The following is a 26,391-nucleotide window of genomic DNA, read 5'->3' on the forward strand; positions in this document are numbered from 1 at the left end:
AGGATGGAATCCGATGACCAGAAGGCTGCTGCGGCTCCCAGCCCTGCAAAGGGCGCTGCTGGTCAGCGGGGGCGCCGCGATCAGCGGGGGCAACGTCACCACCACCAATTTCACCGGACCGGCTCTGGCGGCGACGACCTCAACGGCAGCTTCCCCAGCGACGCCGACGGCGAGCCTGTCCGTGAGGGTTCCACCTCGGCCGCCCACTGGACGGCCGCCATCCACGCCGGGAGATCGTCCTCCCCGAACACCTGCACCGACGTCTGGGCGCTGCGCCTGGCCATGAACAACGGGTACGGAAGGTGAGGGCGGACAGCCTGGTCCGAGGTCGCTCCCGCGCCAAATAGCTCGGTCATCGACATATGTCGGTTGCCGAGCTATCGTGGCGTCGTGAACGATCAACCTTTGCGCGAGCCGACCTTGCTCATCCTCACAGCGATCGCCGACGCCCCACGGCACGGATACGCGATCGCCCAGGAGGTCGAGAAGATCTCGGAAGGGCGCACGAAAATGCGCACCGGAACGCTCTACGGGGCCCTGGAGCGGCTCCTCGAGCAGGAACTCATCGTGGTCCACGACGAGGAGGTGGTCGACGGGCGCAGGCGGCGCAGCTACACGCTCGCGCCGCGTGGGCGTGAGGTGCTGGCCACCGAGGCGGCCCGGATCGCCCGGACCGCCCGGGAGGCGACCCGGCGTCTGGAGCTCGGCGGGTTCGACGGGGCGGTGACCGCGTGAGCGCGCTGTTGAGGCTCTACCCGGCCGTCTACCGCCGGGAGTTCGGCGACGAGATCGCCGACTCCTACCGCGAGGCCACGGCCGGCGCGGGCAGGCCGGCGCGCCTGCGCGAAGCCGTCGATGTCGTCGGTCACGCGCTGCGCATGCGGCTCGGGCTGGGCTCGGCGGGACGCGCCGGACGGCTCCTCGCGGCCCTCGCGCCGTTCGCCGTCGTCGCGCTCGCGGTGAACGCGATGACCTGGGCCAGGCTGAGCGTCACCGCCCTGCGCATGGACCGGCAGATCGACGGCATCGGCCCTTCCGTTCTGATGGGGGCGGCCGGCCTCGCGATGCTGCTGGGCGCCGTACTGGCCCTGACCGGCCGCTGGGCGGTGGGTGTCTGGACCGTGCTGGCGGGCACCGCCGCGATCTTCACGTCCCAGGTGCTACGGCTGGGCCTGGGCCTTGAATTCGCGGTCGTCACCAGTGGGCCGCTCCTCCTCCTGGCCCTGGTGGCGGTCCTGTGTCCGCCCGACCTGCGCTCGACGCGGAGCCTGCGTGCGGCCGGGGTGTCCGCCGTCGGGGTGGCCACGGTCCTGCTGACCATCGCGCCTCAGATGTGGACGCTGCCGTACCCGCTCGGCGCGCTGTACGTCGCCGGGCCGGTGGCGGGCGGGCTGATGCTGGCCGGGCGGCCCGCGTTCGCCCGGCTGAGCACGGCGCCCGAGGTGCTCCTCGCTGGTCTGCCCTTCGTCGTACTGGGCGCGTTCAGCGGGTTGCTGGACCTGCTGTTCCTGCCCGCGCTCGGCCTGTTGCTGGCCGCGTCCACCACGGTCGCCGTCCGCCGCCGGAGAGGCCGTTCGAAGCCGTCGGCTTGAGCCACCGGGCGCCTTGCCGGCGGGGCGGGCAGCGGCCCGCCCCGCGGGCCGGCCATCGGAGAAACCTGTCGGATCTCCGCGGAGTTCGGCCGGTTCTGGACTGTGGACGGAAAAAGGCTTGGACCGCACGGGCGCCCGTGCGGGACACTCCGCTCTCTGACCAGATGGTCCGAGAAGGCGGGGTTGGGATGGGATCGCCCGAATCGTACGGAAGCCCACCGAACGACAGTCCATCGAACGGCAGTTCACCGAAGGAGAGTCCGCCGCGCCGGAGCCCGGTGCTCCTCGCACTTCGTTACTACGGACGGGAGCTGGCCCGCCTCAAATGGCTGACGGCGCCCGCGATGCTGTTCCCGGCACTGGGCAACATCGGCATCCACTACATCGCACCGCTGATCGTCGCGAAGCTCGTCGGCCGGATCGCCGGAGGATCGGGGGACGCCGGTGGCGCCATCTCCTGGACGATGCCCTACGTCCTGACCTTCGCCGGGGTCCTGCTGCTCTCGGAAGCGCTCTGGCGCGCCGGGCTGCACTGCCTGAACCGCCTGGACGCCCGCGGGATCGAGCAGCTGTACGTCACCGGCATGGACGAACTCTTCGCCAAGGACGCCGCGTTCTTCCACGACAACTTCGCCGGGTCGCTGACGAAGCGCGTCCTGAGCTTCGCCTCCCGCTTCGAGGAGTTCGTCGACACCCTGACGTTCTCGGTCATGGGCAGCTTCGTGCCCCTGGTGTTCGCCTCGGTGGTGCTGTGGCAGTACGACCCGCTGCTCGTCGTCGGACTCCTGACGATGATCGTGCTCACGGGACTGTGCGTGGCACCCCTGATCCGTCGCCGCCAAGCGCTCGTCGCCCGGCGGGAGGAGGCGATCGCCCACGTGTCGGGCCACGTGGCGGACAGCCTGATGAACATGGACACGGTCCGGGCCTTCGCCGCCGAATCGCGTGAGGCGGCCGAACACCGTTCCCGCGTCGCGGAGTCGAGGCGGCTCACGCTGCGCTCGTGGGACTACGGCAACCTGCGCATCGACACGCTGGTCGCGCCGCTGTCCGTGGTGACCAACGTGCTCGGCCTGATGCTCGCCATCGTGCTCGGCGGGGGAGCGCACGGAGTGGAGGCGGTCATCGTCGCCTTCACCTACTACGCCAACGCGACCCGCATCATGTTCGAGTTCAACCAGATCTACCGTCGTCTGGAGAGCTCGATGACGGAGGCCGCGCAGTTCACCGAACTGCTGCTGACGCCTCCGACCGTGCTCGACCCGGCGGAGCCGGAACCGCTGCGGTGCCCGCCCGCCGCCGACGTACGGTTCGAGCGGGTGACCTTCTGCCACGCGGGCGCGCGGCCGCTCTTCGACGGCCTGGACCTGGCCGTGCCCAGCGGCTCGAAGCTCGGCCTCGTCGGCCGCTCCGGCGGGGGCAAGACCACGCTCACCCGGCTGCTGTTGCGGATGACGGACATCGGCGCGGGCCGGATCCTGATCGGCGGGCAGGACATCAGCCGGCTCAGCCAGGCCGACCTGCGCAGCCTCATCGCTTACGTTCCCCAGGACCCGGCGATGTTCCACCGGACCCTGCGCGACAACATCGCCTTCGCCCGCCCGGAAGCCACCGAAGCGGAGATCCGCCGCGCCGCCGAGGCGGCGCACGTCACTGAGTTCGCCGACGGGCTGGCGGACGGCTTCGACACGATGGTGGGCGAGCGCGGGGTGAAACTGTCCGGCGGGCAGCGCCAGCGGGTCGCCCTCGCCCGGGCGATCCTGCGCGACGCGCCGATCCTGCTCCTCGACGAGGCGACCAGCGCCCTCGACTCGGAGAGCGAGATCCTCGTCCAGGACGCGCTGTGGGGGCTCATGGCCGGACGGACGGCGCTGGTGGTCGCGCACCGGCTGAGCACCGTCGCCACCATGGACCAGCTCATCGTCCTCGATCGCGGACACATCGTCGAGCAGGGCACGCACAGCCAACTGCTGGCCGCGGACGGCACTTACGCGAAGCTGTGGCAGCACCAGTCGGGCGGCTTCCTCGACGGTACCGCAGCCGCACAGGCCGACCTGCGCTGAACGGCGGCCCGGGTACGGGTACCCGGTCAGAACTCGGCTGCCAAGGCGAGCTGGCGCTCGCGGTCCTGTCTCAAAAGCTGCGGTATGGCGCCGCTCGGGGCCACGCCCAGTTCCGCGGAGAGCAGCTCCTGATAGCGGCGGTATCGGCGGTGTGCGTCGGCGACCTCGCCGACGAACAGGCAGGACTGCACGGCCAATCGCCGGGGCCCCTCCCTCAGCGGGTCGGCCTGGGTCGCGGCGTCGGCCAGCTCGAGCACCGCGGAGTGCTGCCGTCGCTGGAGGAACCTCTCGGCGAGGCGCTCCAGCGTCTGGACGCGCTGGAGCTTCCACTTCTCCTGGAACGGCACGAGCCAGTCGTCGTCCCAGTCGTTCAGCAGCGGATGGCGCAATACGCTCCACGCCTGCGGCAGCCGGTCCTCGGCCACCACTATCCCACCCGCACCGGACACCGCCGCCATCAGCCCGGCCGCCGCCCGGTAGTCCACCTCGACGTCATCGGCAAGCGTGACGGTGGTGTGCGAAGCCCGCAACAGGCCCCCGGCCGTGGCCTGGTTCAGCCGCCACAACGTCTGGCGCAACCGGGCCCCCGCCCGGTCGGCCGGGGCATCGGGCCACAGCCGGGCGGCCAGATCGCCGCGCCGGAACGGGCGGTCGTTGAGCACCAGGGCCGCGACGATCCGTTGCTGGATGTCGCTGAGATCGGTGACCCGATGGTCGGTGCGGCAGACGAAGCCTGGCAACAGCGATATGTGCACGATGCCTAAGCCTGTGGGATTCATCGCACCTCTCGGGTCGTCCGACGGGCCGCCGGCCGCCGGGTGGGCGCTCCATTGATCCCGATTTCCACGTTCGCTTCACATGAGCTTCACAACGGCTGTGGTATGAGCGTGAGGCAAGGTCCGGAGATCGTCAACACCCGTGCGCGGCGCGTTCTCGCCGTTACGGTCGCCCTCGCAATACACCCCGCCCGCGCTGCGTATGTCCCCTTCGTCGCTCCGGCACAACCCACATTCGTGGGGTTGTTTCACGGGTCCACCGCGCGCAGTCTCGGTTGCGTCCCCGATCGAACGCGACAGCGAAAGGTGGAAGCATGACCTTCAACGCCCTGGAGTCCCTGCGTACGGCCGGCGTTATCGGCGGCACGATGGCGCCCGCTCTCGAAGAGTTCTACGCCAGCCTGACCCCCGAGGAGACCAAGGTCCTCATCTCGACGAAGACCCGCCTCGCGGCGATCCTGCCCGACGTGGTGGCGCACTCCCAGGACTGGACCTCACCCGAGGCCACGAAGGAGGGCTTCGACGCCGCGATGCTGTGTGCCTGCGGCCTCTGGTCGGGATCGGGCCAGGCCGAGAACTGACCGTTCACGGGCGGGGTCCGGCGGCCACTCGCGTCGGGCCCGCGCCTGTGTCAGCCCAGAGAGGAGGCGGGATGCGCGGGAATCTGGTCCGAAACCTGTCGTTGTTCGAGGTGCCGGGCGACCTGACGTACTTTGTGCACGGTGAGGACCACCTCGTGGTCAACCCGGAGGTGGCCGCCCGGTGCGTCCTCGCCGGACGCGAGTTCCGGGTCCTCGAAGCCCTGGCGGCCGCCCGGGCTCGCGGGGAACAGCCGGTACTGGAGCAGAACGACGAGACGGAACGCGTCCTCGCCAAGCTCATCCTGAACTGGATCGTGTACTTCAACGGCAACAAGCCGAAGGTCAGGCTGAGCGAACCGCCCCTGGGCGTCGCGTACTACGCCGTCACCGACGGCTGCAACCTGCGCTGCCCCTACTGCTACGCCTCGTCCGAAAAGTGCCTGCCGGGCGAGCTCGACACCGCCGAGTCCCTGGACCTGGTCTCGCAGATCGCCGACTTCGGCGCCGGGACCATCATCTTCACCGGCGGCGAGCCGATGCTCCGCAAGGACCTCTTCCAGATCGTCGAGCACGCCAAGAACAGCGGCCTGAAGGCCAACGTCATCACCAACGCGACGATGATCCGGACCGAGGCGAAGGCCAAGCGGTTCGCCGAGCTCTTCGACGCCGTCACGGTGAGCCTCGACGGAGGTACGGCCGAGACCCACGACCGCACCCGCGGCAAGGGCGCGTTCGCCAAGACCCACCGGGCGATCCAGCTCCTCAACGAGGCCGGTGTGGCGCCGGCCATCAACCACATCGTCACCTCGGACAACGTCCACGAGCTGGAGGACTTCGCCTCGTTCCTCGACGGGATCGAAATCCACAGCGTCCGCCTGATGAACCACAACGACCTGGGCCGGGGCGTCGGCGACGAGTACGACTTCGGCTGGCAGGACCACCTGCGGGTGCAAGAGCTCGTCTGGACCTCGCCGGTCGCGGGCAAACTCAAGCCGGACGGTCCGAGGCCGGTCACCGCCTGCTCGGTCAAGGGCAACTGCGGCATGGGCGGGAACGAGATCTACGTCAACTCCCTCGGCGACGTCTACCCATGCAAGCTCATCACGGGCAAGGGGGAGTACGCCGGCAACATCAGGAAACAGCGGCTGTCGGAGATCTTCGCCAGCCCGGTCCTGACCTCGATGCGCAAGAGCACCGTGTACGGCGGGGAGTTCCACTCCGACTGCGAGAAGTGCTACATCAAGGCGAACTGCGGCGGCGGCTGTCGGGCCGCGCACATGTCGGAGTCCGGGGACCTGCGGCGCAACAGCCGCCACCTGTGCCGGATCCTGCGGCACGGCGTCACCACACAGCTCTGGCAGGAGACCGGGGTGACCCGCGCCGAACTGGCCCTCAGCGGAACTGAGATGACGATTCCGCGGCTGGTCGCCAGCGGAGAGGTGCACGAGGCCCACGAACAGTGGAAGACCTACGTCCGCCCGCCGGCGCCCGTGCCCGCGATCAAGGTGGGCGAACTGATTCCGATCATGCCGGTGAACAGGAGGCTGGGCGATGTCCCTGCACATCAGTGACGCGGTGATCTGGCAGGAGACACCGGACGGCGTCTCGCTCTACCACAGCGAGTCCGGCGACTTCCGCACCCTGAACTCGACGGCCGCCCAGATCTGGGCGCTCGTGGAGAGCGACGGGGACCGGGAGACGGTCATCAAGAACCTGTCCCTCCTGTTCGCGGGGCACAACCCCGTGATGACGGCCCGCATCCGCGCGGAAGTCGACGCGTTCATCAGCTCCATGGTCGAAGCCGATCTGCTCTTGGAGACGGAAGCCCCAGCGCAGGCCCCAGCGCAAGCCGCAGCGCAGGCCGGGCCGGGCGCCGAGACGCGGAGCGAGCCGGCCGCCCGGTCATGACCAAGGCCGTCGTCCTCGGCGGAGGGTTCGCGGGCGTGCTGGTGGCCACGGTGCTCTCCCGCTACGTCGACGAGGTCACCGTGGTCGAGGCCGGCCACTACCCGGCCGGCCCGGGTGTCCGGCCGGGCCTGCCGCAGGCCTTCCACAGCCACGTGCTCGTGACCGCCGGCGCCGAGGCCCTGGAAACGCTGCTCCCGGGAACGCTGGAAGCGCTCCTCGCCCAGGGCGCGCACCGCCGGGGCCTCCCGGACGGCGCACTGATCCTGAGCGCGGACGGCTGGTTCCGCCGCCACGAGACCGGAGCCTTCATGGTCTCGTGCAGCCGCTGGCTGATGGACCACGTCATCCGGCGGCGGGCCCTGGCCGACGGGGCGGTCTCGGTGCGGGAGCGCACCCGGGTCCTGGGGCTCGTAGGAGACGCGTCGCGCGTGACCGGTGCGCTGGTCGCGGGCGAGGACGGCTCCGGCGGGACCCTGCACGCCGACCTCGTGGTGGACGCGACGGGCCGGCGGTCACGGGCCGGACGATGGCTGACCGTGATCGGCGGACCCCACGTCGAGGAGGAAGTGGTAGACCCGGGGCTGGCGTACTCCACCCGGATCTACCGGGCGCCCCCGGGCCTGGCCGCCGAGCTCCCGGCGATCATGGTGCATCCGCGGCCGGAGAACGGCCGGCCGGGGTACGGAGCCACGCTGTTCCCCATCGAGGACGGCCGGTGGATCTTCACCCTGACCGGCACGCGCGCCGCCAGACCGCCGGCGGACGAGCCGGGATTCACCGACTGCGCGCGTTCGCTGCGCTCGCCGATCGCGGCGGAGCTGCTGGCCGCGGCCGAACCCCTCGGCGGGATACGGCCGTACCGGGCCACCGCGAACCGCCGGAGGTTCTTCGAGCGGCTGCCCCTGCCCGAAGGCTTCCTGGTCGTCGGCGACGCACTGGCGGCGGTGAACCCCGTCTACTCCCACGGGATGTCCGTCGCACTGCTCAGCGCCCTACGACTGGACCGGGAGCTGGCCGGGCGCGGAGCCCGGCCCTCCGCCCTGCCCGCGCTCCAGGCGGCCGTGGCGGAAGTGGCCGACGAGTCCTGGCGGATGGCGACCGAGCAGGACCGGGTACGGGCCGCCGCGGGCGGCCCCGGGCCGGCTGAGGTCTCCGGGTCCGCCGCCGCGCGGCAGATGAGGGCACGGGTGTCCCGGGCGGTGCTCAGCAGCCCGGCGCTGATGACCCAGCTGTTCCGCGCCCAGACACTGGTCTCGTCCTCGTCCCCTGTCCCGTCCCCGGTCCGCCCCCCGGCCTCCGTCCGGGCCGCCGCCCCGCCGCTCGACACCGACGAGGCGGTCGCGCAGTTCCCCGGGCTGCGCGACTGGTGGTTCTCCGGGCGCAGCGTCCAGCAACCCACCCGGGAAGGGAACCGTGACCACTGAAGCCGTACCGCTGATCCCGCACTCCGTCTTGTTCGGCAACCCGACGTACCTCGTGCCCGAGATCTCGCCGGACGGAACCCGGCTCGTCTACCTGGCCCCGGACGAGGGCGTGCTGAACGTCTGGACGGCGCCGGTGGACCGGCCGGACGAGGCCAGGGCCGTCACGCACGACCGGGGCCGCGGCATCCGCACGTACGGCCTGTGCCACGACGACCGGACCCTCTTCTACCTGCGCGACGAGAACGGCGACGAGAGCTGGCGGGTCCACCTCGTCGATCTCCTCACCGGCGAGGAGCGCTGCGCCACCCCCTTCGACGGCGTGCAGGCACGGATCCTGGCGCACAACCGGTGGCACCCGACGACGGTGCTGATCGGGCTGAACAAGGACCGGCCGGGTCTGCACGACGTCTACGCCCTGGACCTGGTGACGGACCGGCTCGCCAAGGTCGCGGAGAACCCCGGGTACCTGAGCTGGATCGTCGACACCGACCTGCGGGTGCGCGGCGGCACGGTGATGAAGCCCGACGGCGGCCTGTCCGTGTTCCTCGACCCGCCGGACGGACCGGACGGACCCGGCGGACCGGACGCTGCCCCGCCCTGGCTCGACGTGCCCTACGAGGACGCCATGGGGACGCGGGTCATCGGCTTCTCGCGCGACGGCGCCACCTGCCACCTCCTGTCCTCCATCGGCGCCAACGCCACCCGCTTGTTCGCGGTCGACCTGGCGACCGGGCGGCGGACGCTGCTCGCCGAGGACCCGGTGTACGACGTCAAGCAGGTCGAGTTCGACCCGGTGAGCCGCCGGCCGCAGGCGGCGCTGTTCGCGAAGGACCGCGACGAATGGGTGTTCCTCGACGAGGAGTTCGGCAAGGACCTCGGCCGGATCCACGGGGAGCTCGCGCTCCTGTCGGTCGACGGCGAGGTCTACGTGGACCGCACCGACCGCGGTGAACGGCTGTGGACGGTCTCGGTGGTGACCGGAGCCGGTCCCGTCCTCTACTACGTCTACGACCGGCCGGCCGGCGCGCTGCGCTACCTCTTCAGCCACCAGCGGGAGCTCGAGGCGTACCGGCTGGCCTCGATGGAGCCCTTCGAGTTCACCGCGCGCGACGGGGTCACCGTGCACGGGTACGTCACCTGGCCGCCCGGCGCCGAGCGCAAGGGGCTGCCGGCGGTGGTGAACGTGCACGGCGGACCCTGGGCCCGCCACACGTTCGCGTTCGACGAGGAGGCGCAGCTGCTGGCCAATCGCGGCTACGCGTGCGTCCAGGTCAACTTCCGCGGTTCGACGGGCTACGGCAAGCACTTCCGCAACCTGGGCGCCAAACAGTGGGGCGCCGACATGCAGAGCGATCTGCTCGACGCGGTCGCCCACCTCGTCGCGGGCGGCGGGATCGATCCCGCACGGATCGCGATCATGGGCTGCTCGTACGGGGGCTACGCCGCGCTGGTCGGCGCGGCGTTCACCCCGGAGGTGTTCACCTGCGCGATAGACCTCTGCGGTCCGTCGAACCTGCTGACGCTACTGGCGGCCGGGGCGCCCTACCGCACCGCCCTGCGGTCCTTCATGCACGCGAACGTGGGGGACCCGGAAACGGAGCGGCCCATGCTGTGGGAACGCTCTCCGCTGTCGCGGGTCGGCGACATCCGCATCCCCGTCCTGGTCGTCCAGGGTGCGAACGACGTCCGGGTACCCCAGGCGGAGGCCGAGCAGATCGTCGCGGCGCTGGAGGCCAAGGGGCTTGCGTACGAGTACCTCCTGTTCCCCGACGAGGGCCACGGTCTGGCCCGGCCCGCCAACCGGCAGACCTACTACGCCGCGGTCGAGCGGTTCCTCGCGGCGCACCTGGCCTGACCCGGCAGTGGCCCGGCCGTGCCCCGCCGTGCCCCGCCGTGCCGTGACGCCGGGCCGGGGTCACGCCACCGCGGGGTCGCGGCCGGTCAGGGCCGCCCGCACCAGATTCGGCAGGTGCAGGCGGGTGTCCGTCTCCTCGTGGGCGGCCCGGACGAATCCGCGGCCCGTCAGCGAGCCCAGTCCGTCCACGACCTCGTTCATCGGCCGGTACAGGGCTTCGGCGGCCTCGTAGACCGTCAACGCCCTCTCGAAGCCGGACAGTTCCCGAAGGAGTGCGCGGGGGGCGGGGTCCAGGCGCTCGACCCCGGACCGGATCGGGCAGCCGATCGTCCCGGGAACACCCGCGGCCCCGGTCGTCGCCGGAAGCTCGAGCAACTGCGCCGCGGGCATGTCCGCCAGCCGGCGCAGGCTCAGTACCCCGCACCGTGCGGCCGCCGCCTCCAGCGCGGCCGGCAGGCCGTCCAGGGTCCGGCACAGCCGCACCACCGCCCCCGCGTCCTCCCGGCCGAGTACGAATCCCGGCCGGATCTCCGAGAGCCGGTCCACGAGCAGCCGCACCGACGGCACGCCGGCGAGGATCTCCAAGGACCTCGCCGCCTCCCAGTCGGGCCCCGGCGCGGCCAGCGGCGCCAGCACGGTCCCCTGGACGCCCGCCACGGTCCACGGCGCCCGTGAGGTACTGACCACCCGGACGCCCGGACAGTACGCCAGCAGTTCTTCCACGCCGACCGGATCGCGCGCGTCGGCCACCCCGTCCAGCACGAGCAGCACCTCGTGCCGGCCGATGAGGCGGCAGACCGCGGAGACGTCCTCCGCACCCGATTCGACCAGCATCCGCAAGGACCGCAGCAGCGGTCCGAAGGCCGTGCCGTGACCGTCGAGGGCCACCGTTCCCGTACCGATCCACAAGACCGGCCACCCGCGCCGGGAGCTCAGCCGCGCCGCGGTCTCCGCAGCCACCCGGGACTTCCCCACGCCGGGCAGCCCCGAGAGGGAGATCAGCCGGCGGTGGCCCGACTCCAGGGCGCCCACCATCGCCCGGACCTCGACGTCGCGCCCGAGGAGCGCGTTGACCGACCGGGGCACCGAGAGGCAGGGATCGGCTCCGGCCGGTGCCGGCCGGCCGCTGCCCAGGCCCGCGGTGACGAACAGCTCCCGCGCCAGGCCCTCCAGCTCCAGGGCCTCGGCGAGCAGCCGGACGGTCTGCATCCGCGCGTTCACCCGGCCCGACTCCAGGGCGCGGATCGTCCGCGGGCTGATCGTCGACAGGTCGGCCAGCGTCCGCTGGGTGAGTCCGGCCTGGACGCGCTTGAAGCGGAGCAGTTCGGGAAACGACGGGGCCTCGGCCTCGGCTCTGTGGACCATAGGCCAGGAGGGTAGGAGGGGCCCGTTCCGTCCGCGTCTCCGGTTCGTCGCCGGCACGTCTGCGCTCCGTCTCCGTCGGCCGTCAGACCACCTTCGAACTGGGGTGCGCACCCCGGTCCAGCAGATCCAGCGAGATGCTCAGCAGCGAGACGGCCAACGGGTCGGACGCGTCCATGACCGCGTGCTGCGACAACCGCGCCAGCAGCTCTCCCATGGGCGGGGCCGCGCTCGCGGCCTGCTCGCTGCGCCGCAGCAGCGCGAGGCTCAGGGCGGCCTGCGTGGCGAGCAGCCCCAGCAGTTCGATGTCGTCGAGCTCCCGGCCGGGGGCGTTCGCGTCGTGGGCATGGCGGTCCAGCACCTCGATCACGCCGATGCACTCCCCGTCCGCGATGAGCGGGGCGGCCATGATGCTCGCGGGAACGTACCCGGTGGAGGCCGCTGCGTCGCGGGCGAACCGGTCGGTCGCGCCCACGTCGTCCGTGATCAGGGGCTGCCCGCTGGCCGCCACCCAGCCGGCGATGCCGGTGCCGGGCTCGAAGCGCTTGCCGACCAGGCCCTGTTCGCCTTCGCCGGCGACCGCCGCGAAGATCAGCTCGCCGGTGTCGGGGCTCACCATGAAGACCGATGACGCGGCGGCCCCGTAGATGTACCGGGCCACCGTGACGACAGACTGCAGCAGCTGACGTTCGGTGGCCATCAGATCGTGTGGCCAGGGTTTCATTCTCCGCCTCCTTGGACCGATACGTTCGCGGCGCAGTGATACAGGACGCTCTTGAGCTGGAACGGCGTCAGCCACGGATGCTTGCTCAGGACGAGGGCCGCGATCCCGGCCATGTGCGGCGCCGCGAAGCTGTTGCCGGTGTTGCGGACCGTGCCGCCGCCGAGGCTCGCCACCGGCACGCGCACCCCGCGGGCGCGGAACTCGACCGGTGGCGCGGCGTTGTAGTAGAAGCGCATGCCGTCCGGTTCGGCATGGCTGGCGACCGAGATCACCGACGCGAAGTTCCAGGGGAAGCTCTCGATCGGCAAGTTGTGCGCCGCCGCCACCACCGCCGTCCGGCGGAAGTAGGCGCGGTCGCACAACTCGCCTAGCCGGTCCCGGAATTCGACCCTGCTCGTCGACAGGCTCATGCTGACGACGTCGAACCCCTCCTCGATCGCGAAGGCGAGTCCCGCGATGAGCGCGGAGGCGCTGCCGGCCCGCCCGTCACCGAGGACCTTGAGCGAACTGAGCGAAACCCGGGGCGCGATGGAGCGGATGATGCCCGCGCACGCCGTACCGTGCCCGGCGCTGTCGAGGGGCTCGCACTCCTCCACGCGCGGAGCCCGGCCCTCGGCGCTCACCACCTGCCAGGCCCGCTCGACCGTGCCGACCAGCGGATGCCCGGCCTGGACGCCGCTGTCGAGCACGCAGACCCGTACACCCTCGCCGCTCGCACCCTCCCAGGCCCAGCGCGGGCCGATCCCCTCGAACAGGGCCGTCGGCAGGGGCTCGTCGGCGCCGCCGCCGGCCGGCATGCTCCACGCCGGCATCCCGGACGCGTGCGGCCGCCGCTCGCGCCGCCAGGGCGCGCCGTTCATATCCATTCCCGTACCGTCCCCAGCGGTTTCACGGCGCCGACGGCGCGGTAGCTGTCGGCGGCCAGCCCGGCCATGGCCCGGGCATCGGCCCCCTCGCCCAGCCACCGGTGGGCCCGGGCCAGGTCGAAGCAGACCTCGCCGCGCAGACACGGGTCGTCGATGTCCCGGAGCAGCCGCAGCACCTCGGCGCGCATCGGCTCGGCGCGGCCCTCGGCGGCGGCGCTCAGCACGACGGCCGACATGCACAGGATCCGCCCCCGTACGTCCATCTCCGCACGCCGCGCCAGCAGTTCCGCGATCCGGCGGGCAGCCTCCTGGGCCCGGTCACGGCGGGCGCACTCGCGCGCCGCCTGCACCCGCATGGTCAGCGCGACCGGTACGTAGCCGGCCTGCTCGAGGGCGTCAGCCGCGCCCCGGAAGCGCCGCTCGGCCTCCGCGTGCTCACCGTCCAGCGAGGCGGCCAGCGCGGCCACCTGGTCGACCAGGACACGGCCCATGGTCAGCCGGAGCTGTCCGACGACGGTCTCGGCCTCGGCCAGCGCCGAGCGCGCACCGGCCCGGTCCCCGGTCAGCGCCAGACAGCGGGCCCGGGCGGCCAGCGCGGGCAGGGCCAGGAACCGGTCGACGGCGAACCGCTCCAGGAGTTCCGCGCACCCCGCGAGCTTCTGCGCCATTGGACTCGGCGACCACTGGCGGATCTCGCACAGGGCCACCAGCAGCCGGTCCTCCTCGTACGCGTCACCCACGGCCCGGGCGTGCCCGAGCGCGGCGCACGCCGCCTCCTCGGCCGCCCCGAACCGCCCGTGGTCCAGGTGGATCAGCATCCGCAGCTGCTCGAAGCGGCACCGGGCGGACCCGTCCGCCTCCTCGCCGCCGACCGCGACCCGCAGCCCCTCCACCTCGGCCGCGGTGACCTTGCCGAGGCGGGCGGCCAGCAGGTGCCGCTGTACCCGCACCAGGGCCGGGGCGGGGCCGGATCCGGGGGAGGCCCACGCGGCCTCCTCCACCACCTCCAGGGCGCCCCGGGTGTCCCCGGAGAGCATGAGGGCGTCACTGAGCCGGACGGCCGCCACCGACCTGCACCGGTCCGGCCCGGTCCGCGCCAACGCGAGCGCCCGTCCGAGCAGTCCGATCGCGGTCGGCACATCACGCTGCCGCAAGGCCAAGGTGCCCTCGCCCAGCAGGGCCACACCCGCCTGCCGGGCCAGCTCCGGCAGCTCCTCGTCGTCCGGGCGCAGCCCCCCGAGGAGCCGGGTGGCGGCTTCCAGGTGGAAACCGGGACTGAAACCGTGCTCGGCCAGCCGGCGGTGCCAGGAGACGCGCTGCTCCTTCTCCAGCCGGCCGTACGCCACTTCGTGCACCGGCTGCTGGACGAAGCGGAACCCGCCCTCCTCCGCCGTGGTCTGGAACAGCCGCTGCGCGGCGAGCCCCGCGACGGCCGCCGCCGGGGCGGGCTCACCCAGCAGCGCGAGCTGCTCCAGGGTGAACGAAGGGCCGATCACCGAAGCCGCGCCCAGCAGCCGCCGGGCGGGCGCGGGCAACCGGTCGATCATCGCCCCCACCATGGCCGTAATGCTCGGCGGTACCTCCTCGACGGTCCGGCCGCCCCGCAGCCAGTCCATCATCAGCCGGATGTACAGCGGATTGCCCGCGCTGTAGAGCGCGACCCGGTCGACCTGCCCGGCCATGTCGAGCCCGTGCAGCTCCACCTCGCCGCCGGTCCCGGGCCCGGCCAGCGAGATCGCCAGCCGCGCGCTGTCGGCCGGGACCAGCGCCCCGACCTCGATCACCCCCTCCTCCCGCGACCAGGGACCGTCCCGGCCCGCGAGCTCCGGCCGGGACACGCAGACCATCAGGAGCGGGAGATCGCGCAGGCCCTCCATCAGCTCGCCGATGAGCCGCAGCAGCGACTGCCCGCCCCACGCGAGGTTGTCCCACACCACGACGAGGGGCTGGCAGGCCGCGGCGGTGAGCAGCTCGCGGGTGGCCCAGGACACCTCCTCCACACCCGGGCCCGGGGCCGCCCCGGCCCGCCGGGGCAGCGAGGCCTCGCGCAGGGCGGCGAGCACCGCGGCGATGCGGTCGTCCGTCCGCAGCAACTCCGCGCAGGACGGCGCCCGTCGGGTCAGTGCGTCCAGCATCTCCACGAGCGCCGCGTAGTTCCCGTCGGTTCCGTAGGACTGGCAGCTGCCGAACACCGCGACGGGTCTCGCCCCGGCCGCGACGAGGTCGTCCACGGCCTCCCGGACCAAGCGGGTCTTGCCGATGCCAGGCGGCCCGAGCACGGTCACCAGTTCCGAACGCCGCTCCCGGGCCACCCGGTGGTAGATCCCGCGCAGCCGGTGGCGTTCGGCGCCGCGGTCCACCATGAGGGAATCCTCGACGGCCCCGCCTGCTGCCGCCTCGCCGGTCACCACCAGCACGGGGACCGGCTCGGCCTTGCCCTTCAGCGCCACCGGCGGCACCGGGGCCATGGTGTAGTGCGGGCGGGCCAGGTGGGCCACGGTCTCGTTCACGATGATCTCCCCGGCGACCGCCAGCGACTGCAGGCGCGCGGCGAGGTTGACCACGTCGCCGACGACCCGGATGCCGGCCCGGGCCGAACGCGTCACCAGCGCCTCGCCGGCCGCGATACCGCAATGGACCTCGACCGGCGCCGCGTCGGTGGCGGGCGTGCGCAGGTCGCGGACCTCGGCGCGGATCCGCATGGCGGTCCGCAGCGCCCGCGGCGCGTCGTCCTCCTGGGAGGTGTCGGCGCCGAAGACCGCCATGACGGCATCACCGATGAACTTCTCGACGACCCCGCCGTGTTCCTCCACCGCGGCCGAGCAGATCTCGTAGTACTCGTCGAGCAGCCTTTGCAGCGGCTCCGGATCCACGCGCTCGGCCAGCCGTGTCCACCCGACCAGGTCGAGGAAGAGGACGACCACCAGTCTTCGGCTCATGCGTGCTCCTCCTCCACATCCTCCGAGGGCGGGTGCCGGCGGGCGGGCCGGCGCCGGGGATCAGAGCAGCTTCAGGTCGTGCGCCCACACCTCGGCATCCGTACCGGAATCCGCCTCGACCAGCCGGAGCTGGACCGCCACGACGACCGCGGTCTCCTCCTCGGTCAGGCCCGCGAGCACCTCGCGCTGCGCGGTGCTCAGCTGATCGACCGGAAGTCCGGCCTCGCGCAGAGCGGTCAGAGGATCGAACACGTCACTCACCCCTTTCACGGGGCCGCACGGCGGCGGCCAGACATCGATCGGCAGAAGCCGGTGCACGTAGCAGTAGGCCACCAGCTCCGCCCTGTTCCTGCAGTTGAACCGGTCGAGGAGGACACTGATCTCCTCGCCCACCGTGTGCCTGCTCAGGCGCAGCGCACGGGCCACGCGGTCGGTCGTATGACCGCGTGCCACCAAGGCCATGAGCACCAGGCCCCGGCCGGAGATCTCGCCACCCCGTATCGCCGTCATCGGCGCGAGCTCCTCACGACGGACTCCTCACGACGCACTCCTCACTGCCCACTCCGTACGAACAGCTCACGGACCATGACGGCGGCCATGAACGAGACGCCGTGCCAGCGCGCCTTGCGTTCGAACCAGAGCCAGTCGCCGTCCGGGTTGGCCTCCAGGAAGACCGGCTCCCCGGTGTCGGACACGAGCAGGTCGAACGCCCCGTAGCGCAGGTTCCAGGCGGCGCACAGGGTGCGTACCGCCTCCGCCGCGGGCTGCGGGCAGTCGACGCGCGTCACGGTGACGCCTTCGGGATCCGTCATCGGGCTCGCCGGATCGGGCTTGTGGACCTCGAAGGCGCAGATCCCGCCGTCGAGGTGATAGACGCGCAGCTCACGGGCGTGCGCCACGTACTCCTGGACGACGACCGGGCGGCTCCTCACGGCCCCGTCGACCGCTCCCGGACCCCGCAACGCCGCCTCGCGGCCCACGACCGCGGGCAGGCACGCCTGCCAGTTCCGCCGGTCCGGCTCGAACAGCCGGAAGTCCTGCGTCTTGACCACGAGCTCGGACGCCCCCACGCCGCGCGCGCCCGCCCGGACGTCGGTGGTGACGACCGTACGGGGCGTGCGCACGCCCAGCCTGCGCGCCTCCACCAACTGGCCCGGTCCCACGACCGTGCCGCCCGGCAGAGCCGCGTCCGCCGCGGACGCCACCTGGCGCAGGAACCCGGACCAGGACTCCGCCCGCAGCGGACTCATCGAACCGGGCGGCCGCGCCTGCGCCAGCAGCGCACAGGCCGAACCGTGCCGCACCCAGACCACCGCCGGCCTGACCCGGCGCCCGGCGATGTCCAGCAGACCGGTGTCCACATCGAGAGACATGGACAGTGAAGGGAGTTCGTCCTGCCGGATCAGTATCGCCGGAGTTTCCAGCGGCCCCGTCAAAGCGTCGCGGACGACCTCCAATTCACGGCCGCCCGCGCAATTCACAAGAACCACAACGGATTTGCCGTCGTGGTCTTCCGCCTGTCCTGAACGGCTCATGCTGCGAATGCTAGCCAACGCCGGCCTGCGGGGGGCGGCAGAGCGGAGGCAGTTCCAAGGCAGCTTGAGCACCGGCCGCTCCCGCGCCGTCCTGCGGGCGTAACGTCCAGCCGCATCGACTCGATCGGAAATGCCGGAGAAACATCAATAGGAACATCGATCACATTGTGGAGGGCGGACCGTGGCGAATGGTGTGGTGAACGCCGAGGAGTTGACCAAGCGCTACCGAGGTAAAGAAACGCCGGCTGTCGACCGAATTTCATTCGACATCGCCAAAGGCGAGACGATCGGGCTGCTGGGACCCAACGGTGCCGGAAAAACCACCCTGATGAAAATGATCTGCGGAGTCACCCCGCCCACCACCGGGCAGATCCGGGTGTTCGGCGTGGATCCGGCCCGCGACCCGGTCGCCGCCAAGAGCGGCATCGGCGCGATGCACCAGTCCGCCCCCTACGACGAGATGCTCTCGGCCCTGGACAACCTGCTGATCGCCACCCGGTTCAAGGGCCTGTCCTGGCGCACCACCCGGCCCTGGGCGCTGGAGGTGGCCGAGTACCTCGGCCTGGGGGACTCCCTGTCGCGGCTCGTGTTCCAGCTGTCCGGCGGACAGCGTCAGCGTCTGCAGCTCGTACGCGCCCTGCTGACCATCCCCGAACTCCTCATCCTCGACGAGCCCTCGGCCGGACTGGACGTGGCCGGCCGGCACCAGATCGAGCGCTTCGTACGGTGGCTCCGTGAGGAGTACGGCATGACCGTCATCTGGACCAGCCACATCATCCAGGAGCTGGAACGCAACGCCCAGCGCGTCCTGGTCATCAACAAGGGCAAGGTGGTCCGCTTCGCCCAGCCGAGCGAACTCGTCCGGGAGTTCGGCGGAGCCCACCTGCTGGTCAGCGTCGACGACGCGGTCGGGGCCAAGGTCGTCAAGGAATGGGCGGCCACGGCCGGACTGGCCGCGACGGCCCAGGACGCCGAGGTACGCATCGAGAACGCGCAGGTCCGGGACGTGCTGCCGCAACTGTCCCGGCACTGCCACGACTCCGGAGTCGCGATCTCCGGAATCTCCACCGTCACCGACTCGCTGGAGCAGGTCTTCCTGCGCATGACCGGGAACGAGGACTGAGACCGTGGCCGACCTGGGATTCAAGACCACCGCACCGGTCGCCTCGGGGAAACCGGCGGACTTCGCCGCCGTGTTCTACCGCGAGTACGCGCTCCTCGCCCGCAACAGGGTCAACCTCATCCTCGGCCTGACCCCCATGCTCGTGTACCTGCTCCTGGTGAACACCTCGCTGGGCAACGTCGTCGGGAACATCACCTACCGCGGCGAAACCCTGCCGTTCGCGGTGTTCCTCCTTCCCATGGTGCTGTCGATGTCGGTGGTCAGCGCCTCCGGGACGACGGGCATGGCCATGTTCCAGGAGGAAATGAGCGGCGTGTCGACCCAGCTCTGGAGCTGGCCGCTGCGCCGGTCGCGCTTCCTGGCCGGCAAACTGCTGGCCGGAGTCTCGCTCGTGCTGGCCCAGAGCCTGCTCGCGCTGGCCGTCGCCGCGGTCATCTTCGACTACCCCTTCCACGCGTCCCACTGGATCTGGCTGCTGCTGGCACTGGTGCTGTCGTCGGTGGCGTTCAACGGGCTGTACCTCGCGGCGGCCGTCCTCATCAGCGACTACCGCACCTTCATGGTGCTCACCAGCGTGTCGGTGCCCGTCCTCGTCTTCGCCGCGCCGTCGCTGTCCACCTCGCAGCAGCTGCCCACCGTCCTGCGGTGGATCTCGACGGTGAACCCGGTGTCCTACGCCGTCACCGGCATGCGTGACGCCGCGATCTTCGGCCTGGGCAAGGCCTGGCCCTCCCTGGTGGTACTGGCCGTCGTCGCGATCGTCGCCAACTTCGTCGCCGGCCGGGCGCTGTTGCGGCGCACCCGGAACCTCTGACCGGAACCTCTGACCGGAACCTCTGAACCGAAGGAGTTCCCCACCGTGCAGACCGACGACGAGCCCCTGGCCTGGCTCGCCACCCGAGAAGACCGCTCCGTACTGCGCCTCCCGGGCACGGACCGGGCCCAACCACCGAAGGCCACCTGGGAGATGGCGACCCGTGCGGCGGCGAAGGTGGGGGTCACCCGGGTCGCCGACATCACCCGGCTCGACTCCATCGGCATCCCGACCTTCCAGGCCGTCCGGCCGCTCTCCAGGACGCTCGCCGTCTCCCAGGGCAAGGGGATGACCTCCGAACTGGCCAGGCTGTCGGCGGTGATGGAGTCGGTCGAGACCTGGCACGTGGAACAACCGGCCCCACCCGTGGCGACCGCGACCCCGCGCGAGCTCCGTACCCAACTGGGCTACGAGGTCTCCGCCTTGGCGCCCTCCGCGCCGAGCCTGTTGCACGACGGGCTGCCGCTGGACTGGCTCGCGGCCAGATCCCTGGTCGACGGAGCGCGGACCCTGGTCCCTGCGAGCGTCGTCCGGCTGACGCTGGAGGAGCACACCGACTGGCACCCGCCGGTGTTCTTCGAGTCGACGAACGGCCTGGCCAGTGGGAACACCCGGATCGAAGCCGCCCTGCACGCGCTCTGCGAGGTCATCGAGCGCGACGCGATGACGGCGGCGGTCGCCGCGGGCGGGGAGATGGGCGTACGTGTGGACCCGCGGTCCCTCGGGTCGCCGGTGGCCGACGAACTGTGCGAGCTGATCGAGCGGGCCGGCGTCGCCCTGGAGGTGCGCCTCGTACCGTCGCCCACCGGGCTGCCGTGCTTCCTGTCCTGGGTCGCCTGCGACGAGTACCCGGCGCCGATGTTCGGCTTCGGCTGCCACCTCAGCCCGGAGATCGCGCTCACCCGGGCCGTCTCCGAAGCCGCACAGGCCAGGCTCGCGTACATCTCGGGGGCCCGGGACGACCTCCGGGAGGACTTCGGGCAGGTGGACACCGGCCTGCTGCGCAGCGCTCCGTCCGGCCCTGGGGCCGATATCGGGAGCCTCGTCGAGGCCCCTGTCCCGCACGGCAGTCTGGCCGGCGCCCTCGCCCACGCGGTGCACCGGGCAGCCGCCGCCTTCTCCCATCCGCCCCTCGTCGTCGACCTGACGCGCGAGGAGATCGGGGTCCCGGTCGTCAAGGTCGTGGCTCCAGGCAGCCGCATATGCCCGGAGGTGCTGTAGTGAGCGGGTCCAGGGTGATCGTCTATGCGGGGCCGACGATCTCGGCCGCCGAGGTCCACGCGGTGCTCCCGGAGGCGGAGGTACGGCCGCCCGCGGGCCGGGGCGACCTCCTCGCGGACCAGTGGCACCCGGGAGACGTGGTCGTGGTCATCGACGGCTACTTCCGGGAACGGCGCTCCGTCGGCCACAAGGAGATCCTCCAGGTGCTCACGGAGGGCGCGGAGGTGATCGGCGCCGCGAGCATGGGCGCACTGCGGGCAGCGGAGCTCGCCCCGTGCGGCATGCGGGGCCTCGGCCGGGTCTTCACGATGTACGCCTCGGGCGAGATCGACGGGGACGACGAGGTGGGAGTCCTGCACGGTCCGGCCGAGATGGGGTACCCGGCACAGACCGTGGCCCTGGTGAACCTCCGCTACGGCTGCGAGGAGGGCGCCGAGGAGGAGTTGGTCCCGCCCGGCGCCGGACGGCGGATCGTGGCGGCGGCCGCGGCGCTGCCCTTCACCCACCGGGGCTGGAAGGACATCGAGGGGATGCTGGAGCAGGAGGACCACGAGGCCCTGTGGACGCTGGAGGAGATGATCGGCTCGGGCGTCTGGGACATCAAACGGCTCGACGCCATGGCGGCGCTGCGCGGGATCGCGAGCCGGGGCGCCGTGACACCCGGTCCGGTCGCGCCCGAGGTGCACTTCACCGGTATCAGCCGGACCCAGTCCCTGGTCCGCCGGACCCGCCGGGAGCACTCTCCGGGCCGGTGGATGTCGGACCTCGACGTACTGGACGCCGTCCGGCTGTTCGACGAGGGCTACCCCGCGCTGCACGAGGAGGTGCTGACCGGTCTGCTGGAGGAACTCGCCGGCGACAGGGGCATGACGCTCGAGGGGTACGCACGGGCCAAGCTGGGGCTCGACGGCCGTTCGCCGCTGCCGGACTCCCTCGCCCGCTGGTTCACGGAGCAGGAGCTCGCCGCGCTGCCCGCCGTGGACCGGGTCCGGCTCCTCATGGTGCGTGTGTGGCCGGTATGGCAGTCGGTCGACTGGCGGCCCGCGGTCCTGGCACGCCTGCGGGAGTCCGAGCGCTGGGACGAGTGGTGCGCCCTCGTCCGCCGGGCCGACGAGGCCGCCGAGGAGACCCGGCCCAGACTCGTGGTCCCGCCGCCGCCGATGTGCGCGAAGCTCTTCCTGCGCCACTGGCAGGGGCGCGGCACCTCACCGGATGTCGAGATGGCCCGCCGGGGGTTCACCGGCCTCGACGGGCTGGGCTGGGCGGTCAAGAGGTTCTTCGCCCTCGACGTCCTGCGCGGCCGTGAACGCCGCAAGGCCGCGGCGCGGTGACCACGGGCGGGTGACTGCGGCCGGGTCGCTGGGGAGCGGCGTCGCCGACGCGGGCGCCGGTGAGGCGCGGTCTGCGCCGAGCGGGGCGGAGCTCGCGCGCCGGTACTGGACGCAGTCCGAACTCGCCGCGCTGGCGCGCCGGATGGGCCTGCCTTCGTCCGGGAGGTCGGCCCCGGATTCCACTTCGGCGCCGTCATGCGGGAGTACGTCGCCCAGGGCGCGGGGCGCACCCTCGCCGAGGCGGTCGCCCATTGGCACGCCGGCCGGGAGCGGACGGCGGCCCCTCAGGAGATCGGGGCCCGGTTCGCGCTGAACCGGTTCCTCGGGGACTGGCGCATCAGCCAAGCCCTGGACGCCTGGCGCGCCCACTGCTCCCGCCCCCGGACGGCGGCCGTCACCCCCGGGCCGTGGTGGGCTCCGGCTCCGCGGGCTCCGGCAGGCGCCGGGCCAGGGCCCAGGCCAGCAGGGGGAGCGCGGCCAGCGGGAGCAGGGCAGTGCGCAGGGAGGCGGCGTCGGCGGCCGCGCCGATGAGGGGGCTCGCGAGGCCGCCCACGCTGACGGTCAGGCCCAGGGTGACCCCGCTCGCGGTGCCCATGCGGGTCGGCAGGTAGTCCTGGCCCAGGGTGACTTGGAGGGAGAGCGGCACGTACAGCGCGGCGGCGGCCAGGGTCGCGCAGGCGTACACCAGGGGCAGTGGCAGGAAGAGGATGCCCGCGACGGCGGGCACGGCCGCCGCGTAGGAGCGGTGGACGGTGGTGACCCGGCCCCAGCGGGCGGCCAGCCGGGCGCCGAGGAGGGTGCCGCCGGCGCTGCCGGCGAAGAGGGCGAACAGGGCGGCCGCCCCGGCGGTTTCGCCGCCGCCGCGCTCACGGACGTAGAGCGCGATGAAGGTGCTCAGGCCCATGAAGACCACCGAGCGTACGACGACCACCAGGGAGAGCCGGAGGAAGGCCCGCCAGTCGTCGGAGGGCGGCCGGGGCGGAGCGGGGGCGGCAGCCGCCCGGTTCTCAGCCGCACGCTCCGAGGCCGAACGTTTCGCGGACGGCGGCCGGTTGAGGAACACGCCGAGCGCCGCCGGCGCGGCCAGTGCCCACCATCCTGCCGAGCCCGGCAGCGACAGCGCGCCGACGACCAGCAGCGGGGCGCACGCGAAGCCGATGTTGCCGCCCAGCGCGAACCAGCTCATCGCGCCGTGCCCGGGGCCACCCACCGTACGGACCATCCTGGCGGCCGCCGGATGGTAGGCGGCGACGCCCAGCCCGGACAGGGCGACGGCGGCGAGCGTGGCCGCGTACCCGGCGTCGAGGCCGACCAGCGCCACGCCCAGCCCGGCGGCGGCGGTGGCCAGCGGGATCAGCCACGGCATCGGCCACCGGTCGGTGAGCGCCCCGAACAGCGGCTGGACTACGGAGGAGAGCAGCGAGGCGGCCAGCACGATGCCGGACGCGGCGGCGTAACCGTACGAGCGCTCGGCGACGAGGAAGGGGACGAGCGCGGCGACGGAGCCCTGGTAGACGTCCACGCAGGAGTGGCCCGCGGAGAAGGCGGCCGTACGGAGCCGGGCCGGGCCGGGCGCCGGCGTCGGCCCGTGCGCCGGCTTGGGCACAGGAGCCGGCGCGGGCTCGGCCGTGGGCACGGATGTCGTGGGCAGGATCGGTCTCATGGAGGTCACCGCTCGAGAATCGCTCTCGCGGGGGGCGGCCCGCTTCCGATAAATTGCCGGGTGATGCAGAAAATCCGCCACACTCCCCGCGCGGCGACGAGCATCCGCGAACTCGACACCCACAACGGCATCGATCCGCACCGCCACGACGACCACCAGATCTGCTACGCCGGTTCCGGGGTGCTGTCCGTCACCACCGACGCCGGGACCTGGGTGGCCCCGACCACCCGCGCCCTGTGGATCCCGGCCGGCACCGTGCACGAGCACCGCGCCTTCGGCCGCGTGGACCTGCACTGCGTCGGCCTGCCCACCCACCTCAACCCGCTCTCGCTCCGCGCCCCCGCCGTGCTCGCCGTCGGCCCGCTGCTGCGCGAGCTGATCCTGGCCTACACCCGGGCCCCGCAGGACGGCAGCGCCGAGCGCCGCCGGATGCTGTCGGTGCTGCTCGACCAGTTGCGGGCCTCGCCGCTCCAGCCGCTGCACCTGCCCGCTCCCGCCGATCCCCGGCTGGCCGCGGTGTGCGCGCTCCTGCACGCCGATCCTGGGGACCAGCGCGGGCTGGCCGAGCTCTCCGCGCAGGCCGGGGCCGGGGCGGGGGAGCGGACCCTCAGCCGGCTCTTCCGCGCCGAGCTGGGCATGACGTTCCCCCAGTGGCGGACCCAGCTGCGCCTGCACCACGCGCTGCGGCTGCTGGCGGTGGACACCCCCGTGACGGCGGTCGCCCACCGCTGCGGCTGGTCCTCGGCCAGCGCCTTCATCGACGTGTTCCGCCGGGCCTTCGGCCACACCCCGGGCGCACACGCCAGAGGAAGCTGACCCGCCTCCGGACCCGCCTCCGAACCCTTCGTCTGGCCGTCCGCGTCCCGCCGGGTGAGCATGAGAGGAGTCAGCCGATTCGGGGACAGGCGGTTGGGAGACACCCATGGCGCACACCCCGACGACCGACGTACTGATCGTGGGCGCCGGTCCGGTAGGCCTCAGCGCCGCCGCGGAGCTGGTCCGGCGCGGCGTGAGCTGCCGCCTCGTCGACCGGCTGCCGGCCCGCCTTCCGTACGCCAAGGCGGTCGGCATCCAGCCGCGCACGCTGGAGATCTGGGACCGGATGGGCCTGGCGCGTACCGTCATGGAGGCGGCCGTCCCCCTGCACGGCCAGTTGCTCTACGTCAACGGCAGCGAACTCGCCCGGATCGAGCTCGCACTGCCCCCCGAAGTGCCGTACCGGTTCGCCGCGCTGCCGCAGTACGAGACCGAGCGCATCCTCGAAGAGCACCTCAACGCGCTGGGCACCGTCATCGAACGCGGTACCGAGCTGCTGTCGTTCACCCAGGACAGCGGCGGTGTCACCAGCCTGCTGCGGACCGCCTCCGGCGGCGAAGAGGAGCTGCGCACCCGCTACCTGATCGGCTGCGACGGAGCGCACAGCACCGTCCGCAAGGGGCTGGGCCTCTCGTACGAGGGCGGGGCGTTCGCCGAGGAGTACATGCTGGCCGACGTCGTGACCGACTTGGACCTGCCCGACGGCTACGGCCTGCGCTCGCTGCACCAGGCCGCCGACGGGTCCACCGACGACGTACTGGTCTGCGTACCGCTGCCCGGCAAGGGCCGCTACCGCATGTCGATGGTGGTCCCGCCCGAGCTCTCCGCGGCGGGACAGCCGGCCGGGGGCGCCGTGGCCGGCGACGGCGTGGAGCACGGCCTGGAGGGAGGCGGCCGGGTTCCCGAGCTGTCCCACATCCAAGCCGTCGTCGACCGCCTCGCCCCGAGCCCCGCCACGGTCTCCGGGATGCGCTGGTCGTCCGTCTTCCGCATCAGCCACCGCATCGTCGACCGTTACAGCGAGGGACGCGTCTTCGTCGCGGGCGACGCCGCGCACATCCACCCGCCCACCGGCGCCCAGGGCATGAACACCGGCATTCAGGACGCCTGCAACCTGGCCTGGAAACTCGCCCTGGTCCTGCGGGAGTCGGCGGGCCCCGCCCTGCTCACCACCTACGACGCCGAACGCCGCCCGGTCGGCGAAGAGGTCGTCGGCCGGACCGTGCGGCACGCGACGCAGGGCATGCAGAGCGATCCGGACGATCCGCGCACCCTCATGCTCCGCGAGGCCCAACTGCTCGTCGGCTACCAGGACGGGCCGCTCGCCGGCAGTCCGTCCGGGCCGGCCGGCGCGCCCCAGCCCGGCGGCCGCGCCCCGGACTGCACCGGGCTGACCCTGCCCCTCGCCGCCTACCCCTCGCGCCTGCTCGACGTCCTGCGCGGCCGTGCGGAACACGTGGTGCTCCTCTACGGGGCCGACGGCGCGGCCCTGGCCGAGGCCACCGAGCAGGCCCGCGCCGCGGGGCGGGCGCTGACGCGGAGCGGCACGGACGGCGGCGCCACCGGTCCGCAGATCGTGGCCGTGCTCGCCCGCGAGGCCGCGGCCGGCGGGTCCGCCGCCCTGCCCGTCCCCGGATACCGGGACGCCGACGGGGAGTTCGCCCGGCTGTACGGCGCCGACGGCCCGACCGGTTTCCTCGTACGCCCCGACGGGTACCTCGGCGCCCGCTTCCCACTGGCCGACACGGCAGCGGCCCTGACCGGCTACCTCGCCTCACTGTCCGCCGCATCGGCCTGA

At 72.4% G+C, this 26,391-nt stretch carries 23 protein-coding genes; 15 read left to right on the forward strand and 8 right to left on the reverse strand.

Annotated elements, in window-relative coordinates:
* The first annotated feature begins 3 nt into the window (after window positions 1-3).
* From OTB20_RS20865 to OTB20_RS20880, 4 genes are all read left to right on the forward strand, one after another.
* Window positions 4-306, forward strand: coding sequence for a hypothetical protein (locus tag OTB20_RS20865; protein ID WP_267819588.1), 303 nt, complete (start codon window positions 4-6; stop codon window positions 304-306).
* Between the two features lie 84 nt (window positions 307-390).
* Window positions 391-735: a PadR family transcriptional regulator gene (locus tag OTB20_RS20870; RefSeq protein WP_267819590.1), complete on the forward strand. Its 345-nt coding sequence runs from the start codon at window positions 391-393 to the stop codon at window positions 733-735.
* The gene (locus OTB20_RS20875; RefSeq protein ID WP_267819592.1) at window positions 732-1,592 is read left to right on the forward strand and encodes a hypothetical protein; all 861 of its coding nucleotides are present in this window, start codon (window positions 732-734) and stop codon (window positions 1,590-1,592) included. The genes OTB20_RS20870 and OTB20_RS20875 overlap by 4 nt, the downstream gene beginning before the upstream one ends.
* Before the next feature lie 188 nt (window positions 1,593-1,780).
* Window positions 1,781-3,655: an ABC transporter ATP-binding protein gene (locus OTB20_RS20880; RefSeq protein ID WP_267819594.1), complete on the forward strand. Its 1,875-nt coding sequence runs from the start codon at window positions 1,781-1,783 to the stop codon at window positions 3,653-3,655.
* 26 nt (window positions 3,656-3,681) lie between these two features.
* On the opposite strand, the gene OTB20_RS20885 is transcribed toward OTB20_RS20880, so the two are convergent.
* Window positions 3,682-4,434, reverse strand: a complete 753-nt coding sequence (locus OTB20_RS20885; RefSeq protein WP_267819595.1) for an AfsR/SARP family transcriptional regulator — start codon at window positions 4,432-4,434, stop codon at window positions 3,682-3,684.
* Window positions 4,435-4,745: 311 nt separating this feature from the next.
* On the opposite strand from OTB20_RS20885, the gene OTB20_RS20890 reads away from it, so the two are divergent.
* From OTB20_RS20890 to OTB20_RS20910, 5 genes are all read left to right on the forward strand, one after another.
* Window positions 4,746-5,012 (forward strand): StsA-related sactipeptide RiPP, encoded by a 267-nt coding sequence (locus tag OTB20_RS20890; protein ID WP_267756435.1) that lies wholly within the window; start codon window positions 4,746-4,748, stop codon window positions 5,010-5,012.
* 71 nt (window positions 5,013-5,083) lie between these two features.
* Complete coding sequence (gene stsB, locus OTB20_RS20895) at window positions 5,084-6,583, forward strand: StsB family radical SAM/SPASM domain sactipeptide maturase (protein ID WP_267819596.1); 1,500 nt, start codon at window positions 5,084-5,086, stop codon at window positions 6,581-6,583.
* Window positions 6,564-6,920, forward strand: coding sequence for a PqqD family protein (locus OTB20_RS20900; RefSeq protein WP_267819597.1), 357 nt, complete (start codon window positions 6,564-6,566; stop codon window positions 6,918-6,920). The genes stsB and OTB20_RS20900 overlap by 20 nt, the downstream gene beginning before the upstream one ends.
* A complete protein-coding gene (locus OTB20_RS20905) occupies window positions 6,917-8,344 on the forward strand; it encodes an NAD(P)/FAD-dependent oxidoreductase (protein ID WP_267819599.1) in 1,428 nt (475 codons plus the stop codon). The genes OTB20_RS20900 and OTB20_RS20905 overlap by 4 nt, the downstream gene beginning before the upstream one ends.
* Window positions 8,334-10,199, forward strand: a complete 1,866-nt coding sequence (locus OTB20_RS20910; RefSeq protein WP_267819600.1) for a S9 family peptidase — start codon at window positions 8,334-8,336, stop codon at window positions 10,197-10,199. Before OTB20_RS20905 ends, OTB20_RS20910 begins: the two co-directional genes overlap by 11 nt.
* A gap of 60 nt (window positions 10,200-10,259) precedes the next feature.
* On the opposite strand, the gene OTB20_RS20915 is transcribed toward OTB20_RS20910, so the two are convergent.
* The 6 genes from OTB20_RS20915 to OTB20_RS20940 all read right to left on the reverse strand — a co-directional run bounded on the left by OTB20_RS20915 (window position 10,260) and on the right by OTB20_RS20940 (window position 17,625).
* Complete coding sequence (locus tag OTB20_RS20915; RefSeq protein ID WP_267819602.1) at window positions 10,260-11,564, reverse strand: helix-turn-helix domain-containing protein; 1,305 nt, start codon at window positions 11,562-11,564, stop codon at window positions 10,260-10,262.
* Between the two features lie 82 nt (window positions 11,565-11,646).
* Complete coding sequence (locus OTB20_RS20920; protein ID WP_267819604.1) at window positions 11,647-12,285, reverse strand: GAF domain-containing protein; 639 nt, start codon at window positions 12,283-12,285, stop codon at window positions 11,647-11,649.
* Window positions 12,282-13,151: a S8 family serine peptidase gene (locus tag OTB20_RS20925; RefSeq protein ID WP_267819605.1), complete on the reverse strand. Its 870-nt coding sequence runs from the start codon at window positions 13,149-13,151 to the stop codon at window positions 12,282-12,284. The genes OTB20_RS20920 and OTB20_RS20925 overlap by 4 nt, the downstream gene beginning before the upstream one ends.
* Entirely contained in the window at window positions 13,142-16,090 is a 2,949-nt protein-coding gene (locus OTB20_RS20930; RefSeq protein ID WP_267819607.1) for an adenylate/guanylate cyclase domain-containing protein, read from the reverse strand. Before OTB20_RS20930 ends, OTB20_RS20925 begins: the two co-directional genes overlap by 10 nt.
* Window positions 16,091-16,150: 60 nt before the next feature.
* On the reverse strand, window positions 16,151-16,600 hold the full coding sequence (locus tag OTB20_RS20935; protein ID WP_267756457.1) for a helix-turn-helix transcriptional regulator: 450 nt from the start codon (window positions 16,598-16,600) through the stop codon (window positions 16,151-16,153).
* 41 nt (window positions 16,601-16,641) lie between these two features.
* Window positions 16,642-17,625, reverse strand: a complete 984-nt coding sequence (locus tag OTB20_RS20940) for a hypothetical protein (protein ID WP_267819610.1) — start codon at window positions 17,623-17,625, stop codon at window positions 16,642-16,644.
* Between the two features lie 181 nt (window positions 17,626-17,806).
* On the opposite strand from OTB20_RS20940, the gene OTB20_RS20945 reads away from it, so the two are divergent.
* The 4 genes from OTB20_RS20945 to OTB20_RS20960 are packed head-to-tail and all read left to right on the forward strand — an operon-like array spanning window position 17,807 to window position 22,114.
* Window positions 17,807-18,748, forward strand: a complete 942-nt coding sequence (locus tag OTB20_RS20945) for an ABC transporter ATP-binding protein (protein ID WP_267819612.1) — start codon at window positions 17,807-17,809, stop codon at window positions 18,746-18,748.
* A 4-nt stretch (window positions 18,749-18,752) separates the two neighbouring features.
* Window positions 18,753-19,562: an ABC transporter permease gene (locus OTB20_RS20950; protein ID WP_267819614.1), complete on the forward strand. Its 810-nt coding sequence runs from the start codon at window positions 18,753-18,755 to the stop codon at window positions 19,560-19,562.
* A gap of 45 nt (window positions 19,563-19,607) precedes the next feature.
* Window positions 19,608-20,783, forward strand: a complete 1,176-nt coding sequence (locus OTB20_RS20955; protein WP_267819616.1) for a YcaO-like family protein — start codon at window positions 19,608-19,610, stop codon at window positions 20,781-20,783.
* A complete protein-coding gene (locus tag OTB20_RS20960) occupies window positions 20,783-22,114 on the forward strand; it encodes a TfuA-like protein (RefSeq protein ID WP_267819618.1) in 1,332 nt (443 codons plus the stop codon). The genes OTB20_RS20955 and OTB20_RS20960 overlap by 1 nt, the downstream gene beginning before the upstream one ends.
* A gap of 394 nt (window positions 22,115-22,508) precedes the next feature.
* On the opposite strand, the gene OTB20_RS20965 is transcribed toward OTB20_RS20960, so the two are convergent.
* A complete protein-coding gene (locus OTB20_RS20965; protein WP_267819621.1) occupies window positions 22,509-23,786 on the reverse strand; it encodes an MFS transporter in 1,278 nt (425 codons plus the stop codon).
* A gap of 54 nt (window positions 23,787-23,840) precedes the next feature.
* On the opposite strand from OTB20_RS20965, the gene OTB20_RS20970 reads away from it, so the two are divergent.
* Window positions 23,841-24,593 (forward strand): AraC family transcriptional regulator, encoded by a 753-nt coding sequence (locus OTB20_RS20970; RefSeq protein WP_267819623.1) that lies wholly within the window; start codon window positions 23,841-23,843, stop codon window positions 24,591-24,593.
* Window positions 24,594-24,699: 106 nt separating this feature from the next.
* Window positions 24,700-26,391, forward strand: a complete 1,692-nt coding sequence (locus tag OTB20_RS20975; protein WP_267819625.1) for an FAD-dependent monooxygenase — start codon at window positions 24,700-24,702, stop codon at window positions 26,389-26,391.

Origin of the sequence: Streptomyces sp. H27-H1, assembly GCF_026627445.1 — a bacterium.
In the GTDB taxonomy this organism is placed as follows: Bacteria; Actinomycetota; Actinomycetes; order Streptomycetales; family Streptomycetaceae; genus Streptomyces.

What these genes read in the sequence shown, in the direction of transcription:
- stsB (WP_267819596.1), top strand. Translation starts at nt 5,084, where the DNA reads ATGCGCGGGAATCTGGTCCGAAACCTGTCGTTGTTCGAGGTGCCGGGC.
- OTB20_RS20905 (WP_267819599.1), top strand. Translation starts at nt 6,917, where the DNA reads ATGACCAAGGCCGTCGTCCTCGGCGGAGGGTTCGCGGGCGTGCTGGTG.
- OTB20_RS20970 (WP_267819623.1), top strand. Translation starts at nt 23,841, where the DNA reads ATGCAGAAAATCCGCCACACTCCCCGCGCGGCGACGAGCATCCGCGAA.
- OTB20_RS20915 (WP_267819602.1), bottom strand. Translation starts at nt 11,564, where the DNA reads ATGGTCCACAGAGCCGAGGCCGAGGCCCCGTCGTTTCCCGAACTGCTC.
- OTB20_RS20880 (WP_267819594.1), top strand. Translation starts at nt 1,781, where the DNA reads ATGGGATCGCCCGAATCGTACGGAAGCCCACCGAACGACAGTCCATCG.
- OTB20_RS20920 (WP_267819604.1), bottom strand. Translation starts at nt 12,285, where the DNA reads ATGAAACCCTGGCCACACGATCTGATGGCCACCGAACGTCAGCTGCTG.
- OTB20_RS20935 (WP_267756457.1), bottom strand. Translation starts at nt 16,600, where the DNA reads ATGACGGCGATACGGGGTGGCGAGATCTCCGGCCGGGGCCTGGTGCTC.
- OTB20_RS20940 (WP_267819610.1), bottom strand. Translation starts at nt 17,625, where the DNA reads ATGAGCCGTTCAGGACAGGCGGAAGACCACGACGGCAAATCCGTTGTG.
- OTB20_RS20865 (WP_267819588.1), top strand. Translation starts at nt 4, where the DNA reads ATGGAATCCGATGACCAGAAGGCTGCTGCGGCTCCCAGCCCTGCAAAG.
- OTB20_RS20930 (WP_267819607.1), bottom strand. Translation starts at nt 16,090, where the DNA reads ATGAGCCGAAGACTGGTGGTCGTCCTCTTCCTCGACCTGGTCGGGTGG.
- OTB20_RS20925 (WP_267819605.1), bottom strand. Translation starts at nt 13,151, where the DNA reads ATGGATATGAACGGCGCGCCCTGGCGGCGCGAGCGGCGGCCGCACGCG.
- OTB20_RS20975 (WP_267819625.1), top strand. Translation starts at nt 24,700, where the DNA reads ATGGCGCACACCCCGACGACCGACGTACTGATCGTGGGCGCCGGTCCG.
- OTB20_RS20900 (WP_267819597.1), top strand. Translation starts at nt 6,564, where the DNA reads ATGTCCCTGCACATCAGTGACGCGGTGATCTGGCAGGAGACACCGGAC.
- OTB20_RS20890 (WP_267756435.1), top strand. Translation starts at nt 4,746, where the DNA reads ATGACCTTCAACGCCCTGGAGTCCCTGCGTACGGCCGGCGTTATCGGC.
- OTB20_RS20885 (WP_267819595.1), bottom strand. Translation starts at nt 4,434, where the DNA reads ATGAATCCCACAGGCTTAGGCATCGTGCACATATCGCTGTTGCCAGGC.